Source organism: Actinosynnema sp. NPDC050801, assembly GCF_040673975.1.
In the GTDB taxonomy this organism is placed as follows: domain Bacteria; phylum Actinomycetota; class Actinomycetes; order Mycobacteriales; family Pseudonocardiaceae; genus Actinosynnema.
Window position 1 is genome coordinate 65,868 of sequence record NZ_JBFAQZ010000029.1, and the last position, 18,541, is coordinate 84,408.

At 71.8% G+C, this 18,541-nt stretch carries 21 protein-coding genes; 7 read left to right on the plus strand and 14 right to left on the minus strand.

Annotation, left to right across the window (positions count from 1 at the left end; translation table 11 throughout):
* Positions 1 to 50: 50 nt before the first annotated feature.
* Positions 51 to 977, minus strand: a complete 927-nt coding sequence (locus AB0K14_RS36745; protein ID WP_360464452.1) for a UDP-glucuronic acid decarboxylase family protein — start codon at positions 975 to 977, stop codon at positions 51 to 53.
* Positions 978 to 1,037: 60 nt separating this feature from the next.
* On the opposite strand from AB0K14_RS36745, the gene AB0K14_RS36750 reads away from it, so the two are divergent.
* Positions 1,038 to 1,886, plus strand: a complete 849-nt coding sequence (locus AB0K14_RS36750) for a glycosyltransferase (RefSeq protein WP_360464455.1) — start codon at positions 1,038 to 1,040, stop codon at positions 1,884 to 1,886.
* 7 nt (positions 1,887 to 1,893) lie between these two features.
* On the opposite strand, the gene AB0K14_RS36755 is transcribed toward AB0K14_RS36750, so the two are convergent.
* Positions 1,894 to 2,379: a winged helix-turn-helix domain-containing protein gene (locus tag AB0K14_RS36755; RefSeq protein ID WP_360464458.1), complete on the minus strand. Its 486-nt coding sequence runs from the start codon at positions 2,377 to 2,379 to the stop codon at positions 1,894 to 1,896.
* 75 nt (positions 2,380 to 2,454) lie between these two features.
* Here AB0K14_RS36755 and AB0K14_RS36760 point away from each other — a divergent pair, with 75 nt between their 5' ends.
* On the plus strand, positions 2,455 to 3,279 hold the full coding sequence (locus AB0K14_RS36760; protein WP_360464499.1) for an aldo/keto reductase: 825 nt from the start codon (positions 2,455 to 2,457) through the stop codon (positions 3,277 to 3,279).
* A 186-nt stretch (positions 3,280 to 3,465) separates the two neighbouring features.
* Here the strand turns inward: AB0K14_RS36760 and AB0K14_RS36765 are convergent, their stop codons facing one another.
* Positions 3,466 to 3,975: a DUF2087 domain-containing protein gene (locus AB0K14_RS36765; RefSeq protein WP_360464460.1), complete on the minus strand. Its 510-nt coding sequence runs from the start codon at positions 3,973 to 3,975 to the stop codon at positions 3,466 to 3,468.
* 62 nt (positions 3,976 to 4,037) lie between these two features.
* Here AB0K14_RS36765 and AB0K14_RS36770 point away from each other — a divergent pair, with 62 nt between their 5' ends.
* Positions 4,038 to 4,820, plus strand: coding sequence for a hypothetical protein (locus AB0K14_RS36770; RefSeq protein ID WP_360464463.1), 783 nt, complete (start codon positions 4,038 to 4,040; stop codon positions 4,818 to 4,820).
* On the opposite strand, the gene AB0K14_RS36775 is transcribed toward AB0K14_RS36770, so the two are convergent.
* The 5 genes from AB0K14_RS36775 to AB0K14_RS36795 form a co-directional block, all read right to left on the minus strand.
* Positions 4,706 to 5,092: a hypothetical protein gene (locus AB0K14_RS36775; protein WP_360464465.1), complete on the minus strand. Its 387-nt coding sequence runs from the start codon at positions 5,090 to 5,092 to the stop codon at positions 4,706 to 4,708. The two genes, AB0K14_RS36770 and AB0K14_RS36775, sit on opposite strands and share 115 nt — an antisense overlap.
* A gap of 154 nt (positions 5,093 to 5,246) precedes the next feature.
* Positions 5,247 to 6,461, minus strand: coding sequence for an extracellular solute-binding protein (locus AB0K14_RS36780; RefSeq protein ID WP_360464468.1), 1,215 nt, complete (start codon positions 6,459 to 6,461; stop codon positions 5,247 to 5,249).
* Between the two features lie 87 nt (positions 6,462 to 6,548).
* Positions 6,549 to 6,809 carry a hypothetical protein gene (locus AB0K14_RS36785; protein WP_360464471.1) on the minus strand — a complete coding sequence of 87 codons (261 nt, stop codon included), beginning with the start codon at positions 6,807 to 6,809 and terminating at the stop codon, positions 6,549 to 6,551.
* 375 nt (positions 6,810 to 7,184) lie between these two features.
* A complete protein-coding gene (locus AB0K14_RS36790) occupies positions 7,185 to 9,527 on the minus strand; it encodes a glycosyl hydrolase family 65 protein (protein ID WP_360464502.1) in 2,343 nt (780 codons plus the stop codon).
* A 23-nt stretch (positions 9,528 to 9,550) separates the two neighbouring features.
* Positions 9,551 to 10,267, minus strand: a complete 717-nt coding sequence (locus tag AB0K14_RS36795) for a beta-phosphoglucomutase family hydrolase (RefSeq protein WP_360464505.1) — start codon at positions 10,265 to 10,267, stop codon at positions 9,551 to 9,553.
* A gap of 154 nt (positions 10,268 to 10,421) precedes the next feature.
* On the opposite strand from AB0K14_RS36795, the gene AB0K14_RS36800 reads away from it, so the two are divergent.
* Entirely contained in the window at positions 10,422 to 11,729 is a 1,308-nt protein-coding gene (locus AB0K14_RS36800) for an NAD(P)/FAD-dependent oxidoreductase (RefSeq protein WP_360464474.1), read from the plus strand.
* Positions 11,730 to 11,732: 3 nt separating this feature from the next.
* On the opposite strand, the gene AB0K14_RS36805 is transcribed toward AB0K14_RS36800, so the two are convergent.
* The 3 genes from AB0K14_RS36805 to AB0K14_RS36815 all read right to left on the minus strand — a co-directional run bounded on the left by AB0K14_RS36805 (position 11,733) and on the right by AB0K14_RS36815 (position 13,132).
* A complete protein-coding gene (locus AB0K14_RS36805) occupies positions 11,733 to 12,053 on the minus strand; it encodes a DUF3140 domain-containing protein (protein WP_360464477.1) in 321 nt (106 codons plus the stop codon).
* A gap of 120 nt (positions 12,054 to 12,173) precedes the next feature.
* Positions 12,174 to 12,791 (minus strand): SRPBCC domain-containing protein, encoded by a 618-nt coding sequence (locus AB0K14_RS36810; protein WP_360464480.1) that lies wholly within the window; start codon positions 12,789 to 12,791, stop codon positions 12,174 to 12,176.
* On the minus strand, positions 12,788 to 13,132 hold the full coding sequence (locus AB0K14_RS36815; protein ID WP_360464508.1) for a metalloregulator ArsR/SmtB family transcription factor: 345 nt from the start codon (positions 13,130 to 13,132) through the stop codon (positions 12,788 to 12,790). Before AB0K14_RS36815 ends, AB0K14_RS36810 begins: the two co-directional genes overlap by 4 nt.
* A 116-nt stretch (positions 13,133 to 13,248) precedes the next feature.
* On the opposite strand from AB0K14_RS36815, the gene AB0K14_RS36820 reads away from it, so the two are divergent.
* The 3 genes from AB0K14_RS36820 (at position 13,249) to AB0K14_RS36830 (ending at position 15,782) form a co-directional block, all read left to right on the plus strand.
* Positions 13,249 to 13,896, plus strand: a complete 648-nt coding sequence (locus AB0K14_RS36820; protein WP_360464481.1) for a hypothetical protein — start codon at positions 13,249 to 13,251, stop codon at positions 13,894 to 13,896.
* A gap of 200 nt (positions 13,897 to 14,096) precedes the next feature.
* Positions 14,097 to 14,960 carry a hypothetical protein gene (locus AB0K14_RS36825; RefSeq protein WP_360464483.1) on the plus strand — a complete coding sequence of 288 codons (864 nt, stop codon included), beginning with the start codon at positions 14,097 to 14,099 and terminating at the stop codon, positions 14,958 to 14,960.
* A 105-nt stretch (positions 14,961 to 15,065) separates the two neighbouring features.
* Entirely contained in the window at positions 15,066 to 15,782 is a 717-nt protein-coding gene (locus tag AB0K14_RS36830; RefSeq protein ID WP_360464485.1) for an ATP-binding protein, read from the plus strand.
* A 9-nt stretch (positions 15,783 to 15,791) separates the two neighbouring features.
* Here the strand turns inward: AB0K14_RS36830 and AB0K14_RS36835 are convergent, their stop codons facing one another.
* The 3 genes from AB0K14_RS36835 to AB0K14_RS36845 form a co-directional block, all read right to left on the minus strand.
* A complete protein-coding gene (locus AB0K14_RS36835) occupies positions 15,792 to 16,139 on the minus strand; it encodes an STAS domain-containing protein (protein WP_360464488.1) in 348 nt (115 codons plus the stop codon).
* A gap of 84 nt (positions 16,140 to 16,223) precedes the next feature.
* Positions 16,224 to 16,769, minus strand: coding sequence for a hemerythrin domain-containing protein (locus AB0K14_RS36840; RefSeq protein ID WP_360464491.1), 546 nt, complete (start codon positions 16,767 to 16,769; stop codon positions 16,224 to 16,226).
* A gap of 46 nt (positions 16,770 to 16,815) precedes the next feature.
* Positions 16,816 to 17,820 carry an NlpC/P60 family protein gene (locus AB0K14_RS36845; protein ID WP_360464494.1) on the minus strand — a complete coding sequence of 335 codons (1,005 nt, stop codon included), beginning with the start codon at positions 17,818 to 17,820 and terminating at the stop codon, positions 16,816 to 16,818.
* Positions 17,821 to 18,541 lie beyond the last annotated feature (721 nt).

Sequence of the window (18,541 nt, forward strand, 5' to 3'; positions counted from 1 at the left end):
CTTCGCGGGCCCACGCCCGCGTCGGCCCGTCGCGGACCGACGTCGTCCGACTACCCGACGAGTTGCCGGTCAAACGACCGCCGCAGCCCCTCGTCCAATCCGATCTCCGGCTGCCAGCCCAGCACCTCGCGCGCGAGCGAGATGTCGGGACGGCGGCGGCGCGGGTCGTCGGTCATCGCCTCGACGTGCTCGATCGTGGACGTGCCGCCGGTCAGCTCGATGACCTTCCGCGCGACCTCCAGCACGGTGACCTCCTCGGGGTTGCCGAGGTTCACCGGGCCGGGGTGGTCGCTCTCGGCCATCGACAGCAGACCGCGCACCAGGTCGTCCACGTGGCACAGCGAGCGGGTCTGGGCGCCGTCGCCGTGCACCGTCAGCGGCTCGCCGGCGCGGGCCTGCCGCACGAAGGTCGGGATCATCCGGCCGTCGTCGGGGCGCATCCGCGCGCCGTAGGTGTTGAAGATGCGCACGATTCCCGCGTCCACACCGTGCTCACGCCGGAACGCGCAGGTCATGGCCTCGCCGAAGCGCTTGGCCTCGTCGTAGACGCTGCGCGGGCCGACCGGGTTGACGTTGCCCCAGTAGGTCTCGCGCTGCGGGTGCTCCAGCGGGTCGCCGTACACCTCGCTGGTGGAGGCGATGACGATCCGCGCGTCCTTGCGCCGCGCCAGCTCCAGCGCGTGCAGCGTGCCGAAACCGCCGGTCTTGAGCGTGTCGACGGGCATCCGCAGGTAGTCGACCGGTGACGCGGGACAGGCCAGGTGCATCACCAGGTCGACGTCGCCGAGCAGGTCGAGCGGCTTGGCCACGTCCTGGACCACGACGCCCAGCCGCGGGTCGTCGGGCAGGTTGTCCGGCGACCCGGTGCGGAAGTCGTCCACGCACACCACCCGCGTGCCGCGCTTGAGCAGCGCTTCGCACACGTGCGAGCCGAGGAACCCGGCCCCGCCCGTCACCACCGCTCGTTCGAATCCCATGCGCTGGGCCTACCCGCGGATCCGAGGAGTAACCACCACTTCGCGGGGTACCACCCGCTGGTGGCCCGAACCACGGTGGTGATAGCGACCCGCGACCGGGCGGACGACCTCGTGCGCACGCTGGGTCGGCTGCGGGAGACCGCCGCGCCGGTCGTCGTGGTCGACAACGGATCATCGGACGACACGGTCGAGCGGGTGCGGCGGGAGTTCCGCGACGTCGAGGTGCTGGCTTTGGGGCGCAACGAGGGCGCGTTGGCGCGCAACCGCGGCGTGCGGCACGCGAGCACCCCGTACGTGGCGTTCAGCGACGACGACTCGTGGTGGGCGCCCGAGGCCCTGCCGCGGGCCGAGGAGCTGTTCGCGCGCCACCCCCGGTTGGGGCTGATCGCGGCTCGCACGATCGTGCGGCCCGCCGGCGTGCTGGACCCGGTGTGCGTCGAGATGGCCCGCTCGGCGCTCGGGCGTGACGACGACCTGCCCGGACCGTCCGTGCTGGGGTTCGTGTGCTGCGGTGCGGTCGTGCGGCGGTCGGCGTTCCTCGACGTCGGCGGGTTCCACCCGGTGCTGTTCTGGCCCGGTGAGGAGCGGTTGTTCTCGTGGGACATGGCGGTGTCCGGCTGGGCGTGCTGCTACGTGGACGACGTGGTGGCGTACCACCAGCCGTCGTCGTCCCGGCCGCCGTCGGCTTGGCGGCGGCGGGTGGAACTGCGCAACGAGCTGCTGACCACCTGGTTGCGCCGCCCGCCCGGCGTGGTCCTCGGGCAGACGTTCGCGCTGGCCAAGCGCGCGGTGGGGGACCGGGACGCGGGCGCGGCGCTGGTCGCCGCCGTGCGCAGGCTGCCCGCCGCGATCCGGCACCGGCATCCGTTGCCCGCCGACGTGGAACGACGGGTGGCGCTCGTGGGCTGACCGGGGGTCACCCCGCCGGCGCGTCCCGCTCCACGACCACCTCGCCCGCGTGGTCCACCCGGTACCCGACACCGCGCACGGTCGTGATGATCGACGCCGCCTCGCCCAGCTTGTGCCGGATCCGCCGCACGTGCACGTCCACCGTGCGGGTGTCCACGACGCTCTTCGCGCCCCACACGCTCGCCATCAGCGCGGTCCGCCCGTGCACCCGGTGGGGGTTCGCGCACAGGTGGTGCAACAGGTCGAACTCCAGCCTGGTCAGCTCCACCGGCACGCCCCGGCGCAGCACGCGCCGCGCGTCGACCAGGATCCGCAGCTCCGGCTCGACCCGCGCGACCGGCAGGTCGACCACCACGTCCGCGTCCGGCAGGTCGAGCGCCGATCGCAGCGCGTCGGCCAGCCGCCCCGCCGCGTCCACCACCCGCGTGCCGGTGGCGGAGACGCGGATGACCACCCTCACCTCGACCTCCGCCACCTCGGGCAATGCCGTCACGGTGGTGATCGGACCAGTGGGGCGTGACGCCCGTCAACGCGTTCCAGCACGTGGGAAGCGTTGACAGCGGGCATGATGGGGCACATGAGGACCATCACCCTGAACAACGGCGTCACCATGCCACAGCTCGGTTTCGGCGTCTTCCAGGTGTCCATTGAGGACACGTACGACGCGGTGACCGAGGCGCTGCGGATCGGCTACCGCAGCATCGACACGGCGGCTGCCTACCGCAACGAGGAACCGGTCGGGCGGGCGGTCGCGAACTCGCCGGTGCCGCGCGACGAGCTGTTCGTGACGACCAAGCTGTGGAACTCCGACCAGGGCTACGACGAGGCGTTGCGCGCGTTCGACGCGAGCGCCGACCGGCTCGGCCTCGACCGGGTCGACCTGTACCTGGTGCACTGGCCGGCGCCCCGGCAGGACCGGTACGTCGACACCTGGCGCGCGTTGGGCAAGCTGCACGCCGACGGCCGGGTCCGGGCGATCGGCGTGTCCAACTTCCAGCCCGCGCACCTGGAGCGGATCGTGGAGGCCACCGGCGCGGTGCCCGCGGTGAACCAGGTCGAGCTGCACCCGCGGCTCCAGCAGGCCGAGCTGCGCGCCTTCCACGCCCGGCACGGCATCGTGACCGAGGCGTGGAGCCCGTTGGCGCAGGGCGCGCTGCTGGCCGACCCGGTCATCACCGACATCGCGGCCAAGCACGGCCGCACCCCGGCGCAGGTCGTGCTGCGCTGGCACGTGCAGCTGGACAACGTCGTGATCCCCAAGTCGGTCACGCCCAGCCGCATCGCGGAGAACTTCGCCCTGTTCGACTTCGAACTGGACGGTGACGACCTGCGGCGCATCGCGGAACTGGACCGCGGCGAGCGCACCGGCCCCGACCCCGACACGTTCGGCTGAGGAGGACCGAACACCCGACGATCGGACCGCACGGCCGTCACGCACCACGCGCGACCACAGGCCACACGACCGCGCGGCACGCGACTGCGCGCCACACGACCGCGCGACCACAGGCGCGCGACCACAGGTGCGCGACGACAGGGCGCGCGACCACTCGACCGCGCGACCGAACGGCGCAACGAACCGCTAGACGCTCACCGGGCCGCCGGTACGCCAGTACACGCCGTCGTCCCGGCTGAGCAGGCCTTCGTCCACGAGGTACCGGCGCACGGTCACGTGGTCGACCTCACCGCCCGCGCACCACCGCTTCAGCACTTCCACCACGTCCCGTTCGGGGTACCGTCTACCCGGCTCGAACGCGGTGCTCACCTGTTCGAGCACCGCCCGCCTGCGTCCGCGCTGCGCGGGGAGCTTCACCAGCCGCCCGTTCCGCACGAACGGGTCCTCCGGGGCCCGGTTCGCCTGTTCGACCCGGGTGGCCTCCTTGAACAGCTCCTCGCGCAACCGCAAGCCCGCACCGTCGGTGACGACGAGTCCGGCCGACCTCAGTCGTCGCAACGAGTTCTCGACCCGCCGAACGTCCAACCCGGTCGCCCCGGCGATGTCCGCGGTCGTGCGGGCACCCAGGACCAACGCGGCGGCCACGCGCAACCTTTCGGGTTCGGCCAGCAGTCCGATCAGTGAATCAGGGGTCACGCTTCGAGCTAACCGAAGCCCGCGGTCTGGTGCACCCCCATTTCCGGCGGACCTTAATAGCCGTGCGCACTGATCACCTCTTCCCCCTGGCGTCGGTGGAGCCGGTTTTCGGCATGCCGACCGAGAACGCCCGCAAGTTCCAGCAGGTGGCCGCGGAGCAGGACCTCGTCATCGACGTGCGGGCCACCAACCCGCACGCGGTGGCGTGGTTGCGCCGAGGCGCGCTGCCCAAACCCGAGGCGGTGAAGGCCAAGACCATCGACGACCTCGACATCCGGCTCGGCGCGGCCCACCGCCACCGCGGCCTCGTCGGCTACTTCCGGCCCGAGTTACCTTCGTTCGACCTCAGCGACCGGCTGCTGCGCCGGTACGACCAGCGGCGCGTGGAGTTCGACGCGTTGCGCGACAAGATGGACCAGTACGAACGGCGTGGCGAGTACGTCGTGCGGAACGGGGTCGTGCACGGCTTCGACCGGCGGGGCGTGCTGCGGCCGCTGACCGGCGACCACGACGTGTTCGACATCCGCGCCTCCGGGGGCGCGGACCTCAGCCGCCGCCGGTACGACCGGGCGGTGGCGACGATGATGTCGATGGACATGGGAGTCACCCACGGCGCCCACATGTACTGGCGGCCCACCACCAAGGCCGACCTCGCGATGTTCGAGTCGATCGCGCGCAGCGGCGACGCGAAGCTGCGGTTCCACCCGGACGGCACCATGAGCGCGGGCGACTACCGCCGGGCGAACCCCGGGATCAACGCGATCACCACGCCCGCCAGAGCCGCCCGCCCGTACGCCAGCGTCTCCCACGTCGGCAGGCCCAAGGTGCCGGTGTCGTCGGCGTAGGTGATGAACAGCTGGCCGTAGAGCAGGAGCAGGAGGACGCCGTAGATGCGCGCGTGCCGGTGTTGCCACGCGAGCACCACGCCGGCCAGGCCCGTGCACACGTAGAGGGTGTGGTTGGTGCCGTCGCCCATGGGCAGGAACGGGACCGAGGCGAGGACGATCTGCAGCGCGCCCACGACGAACGCGAGCAGCTGCGCCCGGCTGAAGGACCCGGTGTCGCTCTTGGCGGCGTCCGTCGCCCCCGTCTTCTTCCCCGATCGCCGTTCGTTCACGGCCGCCTCGTTCCGCATGACGCTCGGTTACCCGCGACCGTTCGGCTCATCCGTGCCGCCCGGCTGCTTCCCCCTATGGGACATATCGCCCAACACGGTCCGGCATTACGGTGAATCGGCTGGTTCACGCCGGAATCCACGCCTGGCGTCACGGTCAGCGCAGCAGCCGGTCGATCTCCACCGCAGCGTCGGCAATCGCCTGATCGGGTCGGCGCTCGCCGGTGAACGTCCGCGTGACCGCGGTGGAGATCGCGCGGGAGACCTCCTGGTACTTCGCGCCGTGGGCGGTGCGGGCGCGCGCGGACCTCAGTTGGCCGGTGAAGCCGGCCACGTTCGGGTCCCACTGCCAGGCCAGGTCGTCCACGGTGTCGGCCCGGTTGGGCAGCGCGCCGAGGCCGCCGCCGAACTCGGTGGCGTTGTCGGAGTGCTCCGCCAGCCAGGTGAGCACCTCCCACGCCCGGTCGACCTGCCCGGCGCGGCCGACCACCCACGTCTCGCCGCCGAGTTGCCCGGCCGGGGCCGCCGCCCCGTCGGGCAGCGGCGCCGCCGCCCAGTCCAGGCCGGCCTGGTTGAGCTCCGGGATCGCGGCGGGGCCGGTGATCGCCATGGCGCAGCGGCCCTCGGCGAACCGCCGGCGCACGTCGGCGTCGGTCCATCCCTGCGCCGGGGCGCTCCGGTCCGTGTTGACCAACCCGTCGAGGTAGGTGAGGGCGTCGACGGACGCCTGGTCGCCGATGTCGGCCACCTCGCCGCCCGCCTGCCACAGGAACGGCAGGAACGTGACGGTCAGGTCGTCGTCCCTCGTGCCGAAGCACAGGCCGGACCGGTCGGCGGAGGTCAACGCCTTGGCCGCGGTCCGCAACCCCTCCCAGGTGGTCGGCGGGTCCCCGAGGCCGGCCGCGGCGAAGTGGTCCCGGTTGTAGACCAGCGCGGTGGTGGTGCTGCGCAGCGGCACGCCGAGCACCCGTCCGTCGTGGGTCGCGCTCTCGCGCACCTGCGGGAGGAACTCCCCACCGAGGCCCCACCGGTCGAACCGGTCGGTGAGGTCGGCCAGCGCGTTGCCGGCCGCCAGCCGGGCCAGGTCCGTGGAGTCGACGGCGGCGATGTCCGGGAACACGCCGGACGCGGTCGCCTCGGCGAGCTTGGCCTGGAACTCGGGGTGCGGCAGGGAGGTGCGCTCGATCCGCACGCCGGGGTGGTCGTGGCGGTAGCGGCTGAGGAGGTTGTCCACGGCCTGGGTGGCCATGGGGGAGTGGTTGAGGTGGTCCCACCAGGTCAGTGTCACCTGATCCGGGGACTCGGTCTGCTCTGAGTTGCACGCGCCGGAAGCGAACAGGGCCACGGCCAGGAGCAGCGTTCGTCCACGCATTCCGCTCCACCCTTCGGGGTAGGCGACCTCTACGGACTGCGATCGTCCTACTCCGCTGCGTGAGGCGGTGTCAAGATCGGAGGTGGTTCAGACCTTCGGCCGTGGGCGTGCCTGCGCCGGTGCGGGGGAGTGCGCCGGGGTGGAGGAGTGCGCCGGGGTGGAGGAGTGGGTGGGGGTGGAGGAGTGGGTGGAGGGCTGGGTCGGGGACTGGGCCGGGGCGGGGGACCGGGCGCCGGGAGAGGACGCGTGCTCGCCCGGTTGACCCGGCCCGGCAGTGGCGCCGGGATCGGGGATGGGGTCGGCGAGGTAGGTGGCCGCCAACTCGTCGTAGATCGGTGTTGAGCTCACGTTTCGGAATCCTGTCCGGCCGCGGGCTCCAGCGCTGCCCCTCTCACTCCTGTGGGTTACGTCCGGGCCGCGGAAACGGGTGGGGTCCGCACTGGTGCGGTGATCGTTCGTGCTGGTGGCGGGCCTGTGGGCCGCAGTGGACGGTCCGGTGCGACGGCGCTGCGAGCGGAGGATGACGCAGATCACCACGCCGTCGTGGCGGTCCCCGGTTGGGTCGTCGGTAACAGGGGTACCCGTGGCTGCGATGAGGACTTAGGCGGCCACCGCCCCCCAGCTGGCCGTCTGACAAGTCCCGGCCGGGCTCCCCTCCCCCCAAGAGTCCGGCCGGGCACCTCATCCCCGATACCGTTGCAGGGCCGTGGTTTTCGTTCCGGGTCACCCCGGAACGGGTGTGAACGGCCGGCCGTTCGGTGGTTCCCTCCGCACCGGCGCGCGGTGCGGCGGCTGGTGCAGCGCGGGGGGTTCGGGCACGTCCGGTGTGGACACCGTGACGGGCCGGCCCGGCTCGACCAGGATCGACTCACCGTGGTGGCTCGTGCGCAGCGCGTCGCCGGCCACGATCCGGTAGGTGACCGAGTCCGGACCGACCTCCACCGCGAACCGGGTGCCGCGGCTCGACATGCGGAACGCCATCCTGCTCAGCCCCGGCGGCAGGCGCGGCGCGAACGACAGCTCGCCACCGTGGTCGCGCATCCCGCCGAACCCGGCCACCAGCGCGACCCACGCACCGGCCAGCGACGCCATGTGCAGTCCGTTGTGGACATTGCGGTGCAGGTCGTGCAGGTCTGTGAACGCCGCCTCGGCCAGGTAGTCGTAGGCCAGCTGCAACGCGCCGACCTCGGCCGCCAGCACCGCCTGCGTGCCGGCCGACAACGACGAGTCGCGCACCGTGCGCGACTCGTAGTAGGCGAAGTTGCGGGCCTTCTGCGCCGACGTGAACGCGTCGCCGCGCACGTGCATGGCCAGCACCAGGTCGGCCTGCTTGACCACCTGCTTGCGGTACAGGTCGAAGTAGGGCCGGTTGAGCAGCAACGGGTACTCGTCGGGGTCGGTGCCCTCGAAGTCCCACTCGGCGTGCGAGGTGAACCCCTCGGCCTGCTGGTGCACGTCGAGCAGCTCGTCGAACGGGATCAGCATCCCGTCCGCCGCCTTCCGCCAGCCCTGCACCTCCTCGGCGGTCACGTCCAGCCGCTCGGCCACGTCCGGGTGCCGCTCGCACGCCTCCGCCGCGTTGCGCAGGTTCTCCTGGGCGATGAGGTTGGTGTAGACGTTGTTGTCCACCACGGCCGAGTACTCGTCCGGACCGGTCACGCCGTCGATGCGGAACCCGCCGTGCTGGTCGTGGTGCCCCAGCGAGTTCCACAGCCGCGCGGTCTCCACCAGGATCTCGGCGCCGCACTCGCGCTCGAACGCCCGGTCGCCGGTGGCGTTGACGTACTGCGCCACGGCGTGCGAGACGTCGCCGTTGACGTGGAACGCCGCCGTGCTCGCGGGCCAGTACGCCGAGCACTCCGCGCCGCTGATCGACCGCCACGGGAACGCCGCGCCGCGCTGCCCCAGCACCTCGGCCCGCTCCCGCGCCTTGTCCAACGTCGAGTGCCGCCACCGCAACGCGTCCCGCGCCGCCTCCGGCACCGTGTAGGCCAGCACGGGCAGCACGAACATCTCGGTGTCCCAGAACGCGTGCCCGTCGTAGCCCGGCCCGGTCAGCCCCTTGCCCGGGATCGCCCGCGTCTCGCCGCGCACCGCCGCCTGCATGATGTGGAACAACGCGAACCGCAGCGCCTGCTGCAGCTCGTCGTCGCCGTGCAGCTCGATGTCGGCGGCCTCCCAGAAGTCGTCCAGGAACCGCCGCTGCTCGGCCAGCAGGCCGTCCCAGCCGGTCTGCCGCGCGCCCGCCAGCGCCGCCTCGACCTGCGCCCGCAGCGCGGGCACCGACCGCTGCGCCGACCAGCCGTAGCCGAGGTACTTCACCAGCCGCAGCTTGCCGCCCGCGGGCACGTCCACGGCGGCGGTGAAGCGGGCCAGGTCGCCCTCGGCGCGGATCTCGGTGCGCACCCCGTCCTGGACCTCCAGCTCGTGGTCCATCGCGGCGGCCATCCGCAGCCCGGAGTTGCGCGCGTGGTGCGCCAGCACCGCCCGGTAGTCCTCGGCGTGCGCGAAGTCCGCCACCAGCGGCTCGTTCAACGCCGCGGCCACCCGCGGGTCGTCGCCCTCGTTCTCGACCGGTTCGTTGGCCAGCAGGTCGGACTGGACGACCAGCTGCACGTCCTCGCCCGGCTCGACCTCGTAGAGGATCGCTGCGACCGCGCGCTGGGTCAGCGACACCAGCCGCTCGGTGCGCACCGTCACCCGGCGGCCGGTCGGCGACTCCCACTCGGTGCAGCGGCGCAGCGTGCCGGTGCGGAAGTCCAGCTCGCGCTGGTGGGCGTGGGCCCGGCCGTAGCGCATGTCCAGCGGCTCGTCCCCCACCAGCAGGCGGATCACCTTGCCGTCGGTGACGTTGACGACCGTCTGCCCGGCCTCGGGGTAGCCGTAGCCGGACTCGCCGTACGGCAGCGCGTGCTCCTCGTAGAAGCCGTTGAGGTAGGTGCCGGGCAGCCCGCGCGGCTCGCCCTCGTCCAACGTGCCGCGCAGGCCGATGTGCCCGTTGGACAGCGCGAACACCGATTCGGTCCGGCGCAGCTGGTCCACCGCGAGACCGTCCCAGCGCACCATCCAGGGGTGGATCTCCCAACCGGTCACAGCAGCTCCGCGAGGTCTTCGACGACGACGTCCGCGCCGTTCGCGAGCAGCGCCTCCCGCTGGCCGGTCCGGTCGACGCCCACCACGTGCCCGAACCCGCCCGCACGACCGGCCGCCACGCCCGCCAGCGCGTCCTCGAAGACGGCCGCGTGCTCCGGGCTCACGCCGAGCAGCCGCGCGCCGGCCAGGAACGAGTCCGGCGCCGGCTTGCCCTTGAGCCCGTCGCGGCCGATGGTCACGCCGTCCACCAGGGCCCGCACGAACGGGGACAGGCCCGCCGCGTCGAGAACCTTGCGGGCGTTGGCCGACGACGTCACCACGCCGATGCCCAACCCCTCGTCCTCGACGGCGCGCAGGTAGGGCACCGTGCCCGCGTAGGGCATCACACCTTCGTGTCGGATGATCGCCTCCAACAGGTCGTTCTTGCGGTTGCCGACGCCGTGCACGGTGTCCGCGTCGGGTGGGTCGTCGGGCTCGCCCTCCGGCAACGTGATGCCGCGCGAGGACAGGAACTCCCGCACCCCGTCGTAGCGCGGCCGACCGTCCACGTACTTGATGTAGTCCGATTCGGCGAACGGCGCTTGCTCGCGCGGGTGCAGGAAGTCGTCGAAGGTGCGCCGCCAGGCACGGCGGTGCAGCACGGCCGTGCTCGTGAGCACGCCGTCGAGGTCGAAGAGGCAGGCGGTGATCGCGTCGGGCAGTCCCAGGGCCATGGTCATTTGTCTACCCCTTCTCGGTCCGGGGTACCCGCCGGCGGAACGGACTTCGGCTACGGGCTCCGGCTACGGGCATCGGACACGGGCATCGCGCATGGGCGTCGGACACGGGTGTCGGACGGACATGGGCGTCGGCGGAGGGATCCAGGTCATGGGCAAGCCACGCGTGCTGGTCGTCGGAACGGGCTTCGCGGGCTACCACTGCCTGCGGACGCTGGAACGCGTGCTGCCGGCCGACGCCGCCGAGTTGGTGGCGGTCAACCCCACCGACTACATGCTCTACGTGCCGCTGCTGCCCGAGGTGGCGGGCGGCACGCTCGACCCGCGCCGGATCGCCGTGCCGCTGCGCCCCAAGCTGCCGCGCACGAGGCTGGTGCAGGCGCACGCCACGGGGCTCGACCTGGCCGCGCGGACGTGCACGGCGGTGGACGTCGAAGGGCGTGAGCAGGTCCTGGAGTGGGACCGGCTCGTGCTGACCGCGGGCTCGGTCACCCGGTTGATGTCGATCCCGGGTGTGGCCGACCACGCGTTCGGGCTCAAGTCGGTCGCCGAGGCGGTGTTCCTGCGCGACCACGTGCTGCGGCAGGTCGAGCTGGCCGAGCAGGCCACCGACCCGGCCGAACGGGCCGAGCGGGCGACGTTCGTCGTGGTCGGGGCCGGGTACACCGGCACCGAACTGGTGGCGCAAGGTCAGCAGCTGACCAAGTCGGCGTTGCGCGGGCGCGACGGGTTGACGGAGTCCGAGGTCAAGTGGGTGCTGGTGGACATGGCGCCGCGCGTGCTGCCCGGGCTGGACGACCGGCTCTCCGAGCCCGCCGCGCGGGTGCTGCGGGCTCGCGGCGTCGACGTGCGGCTGGAGACCAGCGTCGAGGAAGTCACCGCCGACTGCGCCCGGTTGACCGACGGCAGCCGGATCCCGACCCGCACGCTGGTGTGGTGCGTCGGCGTGCGGCCGGACCCGCTGGTGGAATCGGTCTCGCTGGCCACGGTGAAGGGCCGGGTCGTGGTGGACCCCACGCTGGCCGTGCCGACGCACCCGCACGTGTTCGCGGCCGGTGACGTGGCGGCCGTGCCGGACGTGTTCAACGACGGCAAGCCCACACCGATGACCGCGCAGCACGCGCAGCGCCAGGGCAAGCTCGCCGGGCGCAACGTCGCGGCCTCCCTCGGCCTCGGCGACGTGGGCACCTACCGGCACCGCGACCTCGGGTTCGTGGTCGACCTGGCCGGCTCGCAAGCCGTGGCCAACCCCCTGCACGTGCCGCTCACGGGCCTGCCCGCGAAGGTGGTGGCGCGCGGCTACCACCTGCTGGCGATGCCCGGCAACCGGCTGCGGGTCGCCGTCGACTGGCTCACCGACCTCGTCGCCCGCCGTCAGGTCGTCCAGTTCGGGCTGGTCCCCGAGGCGGGTGTGCGGTTGGGCGACGCCGAGAAGATCGTCCCCTCCCACCGGGGGTGAGGCTCACGCCGGCTTGAGCGGGTCGTGGCCGATGGACATGAGCCGGTGCCTCCAGTGCGCCTCGCCCGCCGTCGGCTCCAGGTCCGCGCGCCGCTGCTCGTGCACCCGCTCCACGACCTTGCGCATCACCTTGACGTCCTCGGTGGTCAGGTCCGTGCGGCGCTTGCGCAGCACCCGGAGCACCTCCTGGCCGGTCGGCGTGCCGGCCTGGTCCGGCACGGTCTCGCTGTTCTCGTCCGCCGAGCGGGTGCGCAGCCAGTCCTCCAGTTCGTGCGAGGTCATGTTCACCACGCGGTGGAACTCGTCCCACAGGGTGTCGGTCATGAGGCAGGGGGTTGCCGCTGCGAGGGCAGGTGAAACTGGGTTGGATTGCCGCTGCTCCGCAGACGGCGCGAACGACCGACGCGACCTCGCGGAGGGAAGTGGGCGAGGTCGGGGTGGTGGTCAGATCAGGTCGGGGGCGTATTGGGACTTGGCGGCGGTGACGGCGGCGGCCAGGTCTTCGGCGGTGGCGGTGCCCGAGGCCTGGACGACGGTCTCCCAGGCGGCGATGGAGCCCAGGTTGAACCGCTGGGTCTCGGGGGCGTTCGCGGCGGCTACCGGGTCGGCGCCCTCCTCGACCTCGCCGGCCAGGAAGAGGGCCAGGCCGAGCAGCGCGCCGTCCCAGCCGGGGCCGACGTACAGGGCGCCCGCGCCGCTGCCCGCCATCGCCTTCGGCACGGTGTGCTCCAGCTCGACGGTGGTCTGCTCGTCGTCGTCCTCGGTGAGGCGCAGTTCCACGATGCTGGTCTCGGCGCCGAACGTCACGCGCAGCAGCTTCGGCGGCGCGCAGGTCAGGATGTCGCCGCCCGCGTTGCCCTCCAGCTGGAAGTTCCCGCCCTCGCGCAGGTCGCCGCTGATCGGCAGGAACCAGCGCTTGAGCCGGTCGGGATCGGTCACCGCGTCCCACACGTCCGCCGCGGTCGCGTCGTAGGTCCGGCGCAGCAGCACGCCGATGGTGTCCTCCGAGCCGGCGCTCACCTCGCGGTGGATGGCCTTGAGCTGGTCGGCGATGTCGATCACTGTTGTTCCTCCCTGAGTCGCCTCTCGCGCTTTCCGCGCGCGAGTTCGGTGGCCAGCGCGTCGAGGTGCCCGCTCCAGAACCGGCGGAACCGGTCGAGCCACTCGTCCACCTCGCGCAGGCCTTGGTCGTCCACCGCGTAGAGGCGCCGGGTGCCCTCCGCGCGGACACGGGCGAAGCCGTTCTCGCGCAGCACCCGCAGGTGCTGGGAGACGGCGGGCTGCGAGATGCCGAACTCCCGGCGGACCACCTCCGTGACCGCGCCCGAGGTCAGCTCGCCGTCGGCGAGCAGCTCCAGGATGCGGCGGCGGACCGGGTCGCCGAGTACGTCGAACGCGTGCACGACCTGCATCTTTCAGTCTGGGCTTATATAAGTCAAATCTAAGGCTCCGGAATTGTCGGTGGTCGGTGGCACTATCTCGAACGGATGTTCGGTACGCGTTCGAAGGGAGCCATGCGATGCGTGTTCGACTCGATCCCCGTCAGTGGCCCGGCCGTGTCATCCCCGAGACCGACGCCGAGATCGACACGGCCGTCGAGGCGTTCTGCCTGCGCGCGACCTGGCCCGACGCCCACCGCGCCGCCGTGCGCCGGGTCGTCGAGCCGTGGTTCGGCGAGGGGTGGAACGTCGATGCCCTGCTCGCGGCGGTCGACCGCAGGCCTGACGGCACCAGGCAGGGCAGCCCGAGAAGCCGCGACCAGGTAGCGCACGACTTCCTCCGTGCGCGGCTGAGGTCGTGGTGGCAGGGGGGCGCGCAGCGAGCGCGCCCCCCGGTGGCGGGTATGACGCTGGGCGCCTGGTGGCGCGTCAACCGGCGCAACGCCCGCCTGACCCAACCACGTGCGGCGCGACCGTTGAGCGCGGCGGGCACCTTGGCGCGCGAGCAGTCGCGGGAGCGGGTGCGGGCGAGGCTCAAGGATCCGGTGGAGCGGACCCGCGAGCTGGCGCGGCGCCGGCAGGAGGTGCTGGACAGCTTGTTGGTGCCCGGGCAACGGGTTCCGACGTTCGAGGACGCCCGCAGACTGCTGGTCGACGTGCGGCTGCCCGCGCACCCGGTGTGCAGCCGGTGCGGGTGCAGGCAGGGGGTGCTGCCGAACGCCGCCTGACGCGTCCTTAGTCTGTGGTTCCCGACACGGTGAATTCGGCCGACGGGTCGTGCGCCTTCGGGTCGAGCTCGTGGTGTGGGCGTCGTGGCTTCGGGCGGCAACGCCCACGGTGCCCGACCTGCCGACCGAGGTGTGCGCGGCTCGTCGTGACGCGTCCGGTCGACGTCCTGTTCCGCAAGCTGTGGCCGTAGGAGTTGGCAGTGTCCTGGTTGTTCACCATCGTTTTGTGCGTGGCGGCGTTCCTGGCGGGCGCGGCGGTCGTCTGGTTGCGTCTCAACCCCACCATCCGTGACCTGCGCGCCCAACTCGACCAGGCGGCCGCTCCGACGCAGCCGACGGCCCAGGCTGAGCCCATCACGCCCGTCACCGAGGTGACGCCCGTCGCCGTGGTCGCGCCCGTCACCGAGGTCGAGTCCAGCACCGAAGTTGAGCCCAGCACCGAGGTTGAGCCTGTCGCCGAGGTCAAGCCTAACGCCGAGGTGACGCCTGTCGCCGAGGTGACGCCCAGCGCCGAGGTTGAGCCCGCTGCGCCGGCAGAGCCCGCCGAAGCCGAGCCCGTCGCCCCGGTTGAGCCTGCCGCGGCAGCCGAGCCCGTCGTCGAGGCTTCTGCCGAAGCCCCTGCGGTCGAGGCTCCTGCCGCCGTCGTGATCGCGGAGCAAGCCCCGGCCCCGGTCGCCGAAGCCACCCCGGAGCCCGAGGTCGTGCCGGAGCCCGTGCGGGAGCCGGAAGCCGCCGAGGTCGTTTCGGAGCCTGAGGTCGTGCTGGAGTCTGAGGTCGTGCTGGAACCGGAGGCCGTCGAGCCCGAGGTCGCCGCCGAGCCCGAAGCGCCGGCAGTGGTCGCGGCTGTCGAGGCGCCGCGCGAGGTCGCGGAAGTCGTCGTCGCGCCCGTCGCGGAGGAGCTGGAGGTCAAGGCGAACTCCAAGTCGATGATCTTCCACACCCCCGACTCGCCGTACTACAAGCGCATGAAGGGCGACGTCACGTTCCGCTCCGTCGCCGAGGCGGAGCGCGCCGGCTACACCCAGTGGACCCCGAAGGCCAAGGTCGCCACGTCGGCGCGATGAGTTGGGCCGTTCGGACCACGTTGTCATTGCGCCGAAGCGAATAGGAACGGCCTCGCTCGGGTATGCAGCGGATCAGGGGGACCTGATGCCGACGCGAGGCTCGACGTGACCGCGCTACCACTCCACCGCACCGACGTCGACGGCGCGGTGGTGGTTCGCCCGACCGGCCGGCTCGACCTGACCACCTATCGCGCGCTGCGCGACGGGCTGCTTGAGTGCGCGGTGGACGAGCCGACCGCCGTCATCGTGCGGCTGGGCGACGGCTTCGAGTGCGCCACCCCGGCCTTCATGTCGGTCTTCGCCACGGTGCGGTTGCGGGTGGCGGAGTGGCCGGGCGTGCCGGTGATGCTGGTCGGGGAGTCGCCCGGCCACTTGGAGGCGCTCGCCGGCGGCGTGGGTGGGGTGCCGTGGTTCAGCGCGCTGAACGCCGCGCTGGCCGCGGTCGAACACCGTGCCGAACGCAGGCGCGACGAAGTGCAACTGCCCGGCTCGTTGATCAGTGGGCGACTGGCGAGGCACTTCGTCCGGCAGGCGTGCGACCGCTGGCGCGTGACCCACCTGGTCCACGACGCGGTGACGGTGGCCACCGAGCTGGTGGAGAACGCCGTTCGGCACGCCCGTTCCGCCCCCGTGCTGCGCCTGGACCTGCGTGGTCCCCGGCTGACCATCGCGGTGTCCGACGACAGCCCGGACGCGCCTGCCGCGGCGAGGAGCGAGTCGGACGGCCGGGGCATCACGATCGTGTCGTCGCTGAGCCGGACTTGGGGCTGCTCACCGTGGCCGCGCGGCGGCAAGGTCGTCTGGGCCGTGCTTGACCACTGACACCCCGGCTCAGCTCGCCTCGCTCGCCGCCGTCACGATCGTGAAGTGCTCGGTGAGGTCGGTCAGTTCCAACGGGTACAGCACGACCTTCGTCGTCGCCACCAACCGCAGCGCCGTGCCCGCCGCATCGCACGCCGCGCCCAGCCCGATGAGCAGGTTGATGGCGCTCGAACCGAAGAACGTGACGCCGGACAGGTCGAGCACCAAGGTGCGGCCTGCCTGGCCGAGTCTGCGGTGGACGTACTCCTCGACCATCGGTGCCGTCGCCATGTCGAGCTCGCCCGTCACGACGACGACCACCACGCCCGCGGACTCCTGGCGAGCCGTGAGCGTGATGGCGTCGGTGAAATCTTCCATGTCCACCCCTGGGTGTGGTCGGCAGAGTGCGGCTGTCTGCTCAACCGACGCCCAGCCTAGGCCCAGGGGAGTCGTGAGCGCCCGTCAGGACGGGTGCAGTTCCTTCTCCAATTGCGATTTGCTCATCCCGGAGGCGCCGGACAGGCCGGCGTTGCGCGCCTGCGCCAGCAGTTCCTCGCGGGTCTCCTCACCCGGCCGGTCGCCCATGTGCCGGGCCCGGCTCGCCGCGAACGCCCGCCCGAGCTCCTCGCGCCGCTCCTCGGTCAGCCGCTCACGCATGCCGGGCAGCACCGACGACTCCTCTTCCTCGACGTGGTGCGTCACGGCGTCGACCAGCTCGCGCAGCGCGTCGTCGAACGCCGGGGACGCGGGGTCGGTCTGGGCGAGCTTGAGCAGCAGCTGCTCGGCCTCGGCGTGCTCCTCCTGGCTGTGCTCGACCTCGTCGGTCTCGCCGGCCTCGTCCTTGGCGACCGGGTAGACCTCGGCCTCCTCCGCACGGCTGTGCGCGGTGAGCACGGCGGTCAGCACGGGCACCAGCAGCGGGCGCTTCTCCGGGTGGTCCTTCAGCTCGGCGAACAGCCGCTCCACCTCGCGGTGGTCCTGCATGATCAGATCGACTACGTCGGGCATGTCTTCCTCCGTCACGGGATCGTGGCGCAGGAGTAGTACCCCAGAATCAGCCGATCACGCGGCGGATGACGCTCACCGGTCCGATCGACTCGATGTCCTGGACCTTGACCGGTACGCCCTCGGTGGACGCGTGCACGGCGCGGATGCCGTCGATCGCCATCGCGACGTGCGTCTGGCCCGAGTAGTAGATGATCAGGTCGCCGGCCTTCACCTCGTTGCGCGACACCGACCGGCCGATGGTGGCCTGCCCGTACGTCGTGCGCGGGATCGCGATGCCGACGGACTGGTACGCCGCCTGCATGAGGCTGGAGCAGTCCCACGTGTCCGGGCCGTTCGAGCCGTACACGTACCTCTTGCCGCGTTGGGCCAGCGCGAACGCCAGCGCCTGACCGGCCTTGCCCGCGGGTACGGGGATCGCGCTCATGTCGCCCGCGTTGTTCAACGCCGCGCGCTCCGCCGCGCTCAGCGAGCGGTAGGCCTCGCGCGCCACGGTGATCTGCCCGTCCAACGCGGCCTTGCGCTGGTCGATGTCCGCGATGGCCTTGTTCGCGGCGTCGGCGGCCTCGTTGGCGCGGTGGGCCGCGTCGTTGGCGAGGTCGACGGCCGCGCTGAGTCCCTGCAACGCTTCCGCGTTGTCTCCCGCCAGCACGCCGAGCGCGGACATGCGGTTGAGGAAGTCCTGTTGTGAGTCGCTGACGAGCAGTGCCGACAGCTGGTTGAACCGGGCGCCCTCGAAGGAGGCCTCGGTGAGCAGGTCGACCTGGCCGCGCAGCGCGTCCTGCGCCTGCTCCGCCGTGGAGAGGTCGCGGTTGGCCTGGTCGAGCGCACCCTGGGCGTTGGCCAGGGATTCCTGCGCCCGGAGGTGCTCTTCGTTCAGCGCCTCTGCCTGGTGGGAGAGGTCGGAGTACTTCTTCAACGCCTCGGAGGCGTTGGGCGGCACCTCGGGGTCCGCCGCGGCATGGGGGAGGGGCATTGCGACGCCGACCAGCGCGGAGACGGCGGACGCCGTCAGGGCCGCGCGGACGGTGCGCTGAGCGGATTTCGACGCCACGGTCGCGCGATCCTCCTTGAAGCCAGGTGGGTGCCCCGATCGGGTTACACCCGCTCAGGTCTCGGACAGGTTACGGAACCGCTTGGCGCTCGTCTATCAGGGGTCCGTTTCGCGCCGGCCGCAATCGTTCGTGCTGATGCTGCGTCATCTCTGTGAAGATCAAATCCGTAAAGATCAATCTTGGGGGAGATCCAGATTTTAAAGATCAAGAGCGTCCTCGCCGGACGGGCAGATCAGCAGGATGACGGGGTCTGGGGGTCGGCTCCTGTTCCAGCGGGTGCCGGGGTTCGTGTCATCCCGCCGACCTCCACAAGGGCAACCACACGTGTCAAGGGGGCCGTTCCAGCGTCAGGTGCGGTCTGGCTTCGAGTGCCCCCTTGACACGCGCGGTTGGGCGTTGCCAGGTCGGCGGGATGACACGAACCCCTCCTTTGAGGGAAGACCTGCCAGTGGACCATCGGTGGCCTGCCGTGGTCCGGGCCCGTTCGGACCGCGCCGTGTTGGGGGCCCGTTCGGACCGCGCCGTAGTGCGAGTCTGTTCGGATCGTGTGGGGTGGGGGGCGGCCGGAGTCCGGCTCCGTCGACTGCGTCGCCGTGCGGCGGCTGATGTTGTTCTCTTCCCCAAGGGGAGGGGTTCGTGTCATCCCGCCGACCTGGCGCAGCCCTACCGCGCGTGTCAAGGGGGCGGTGTTCAGGTTTGCCGGGTTGTGGGTGTCTTGCC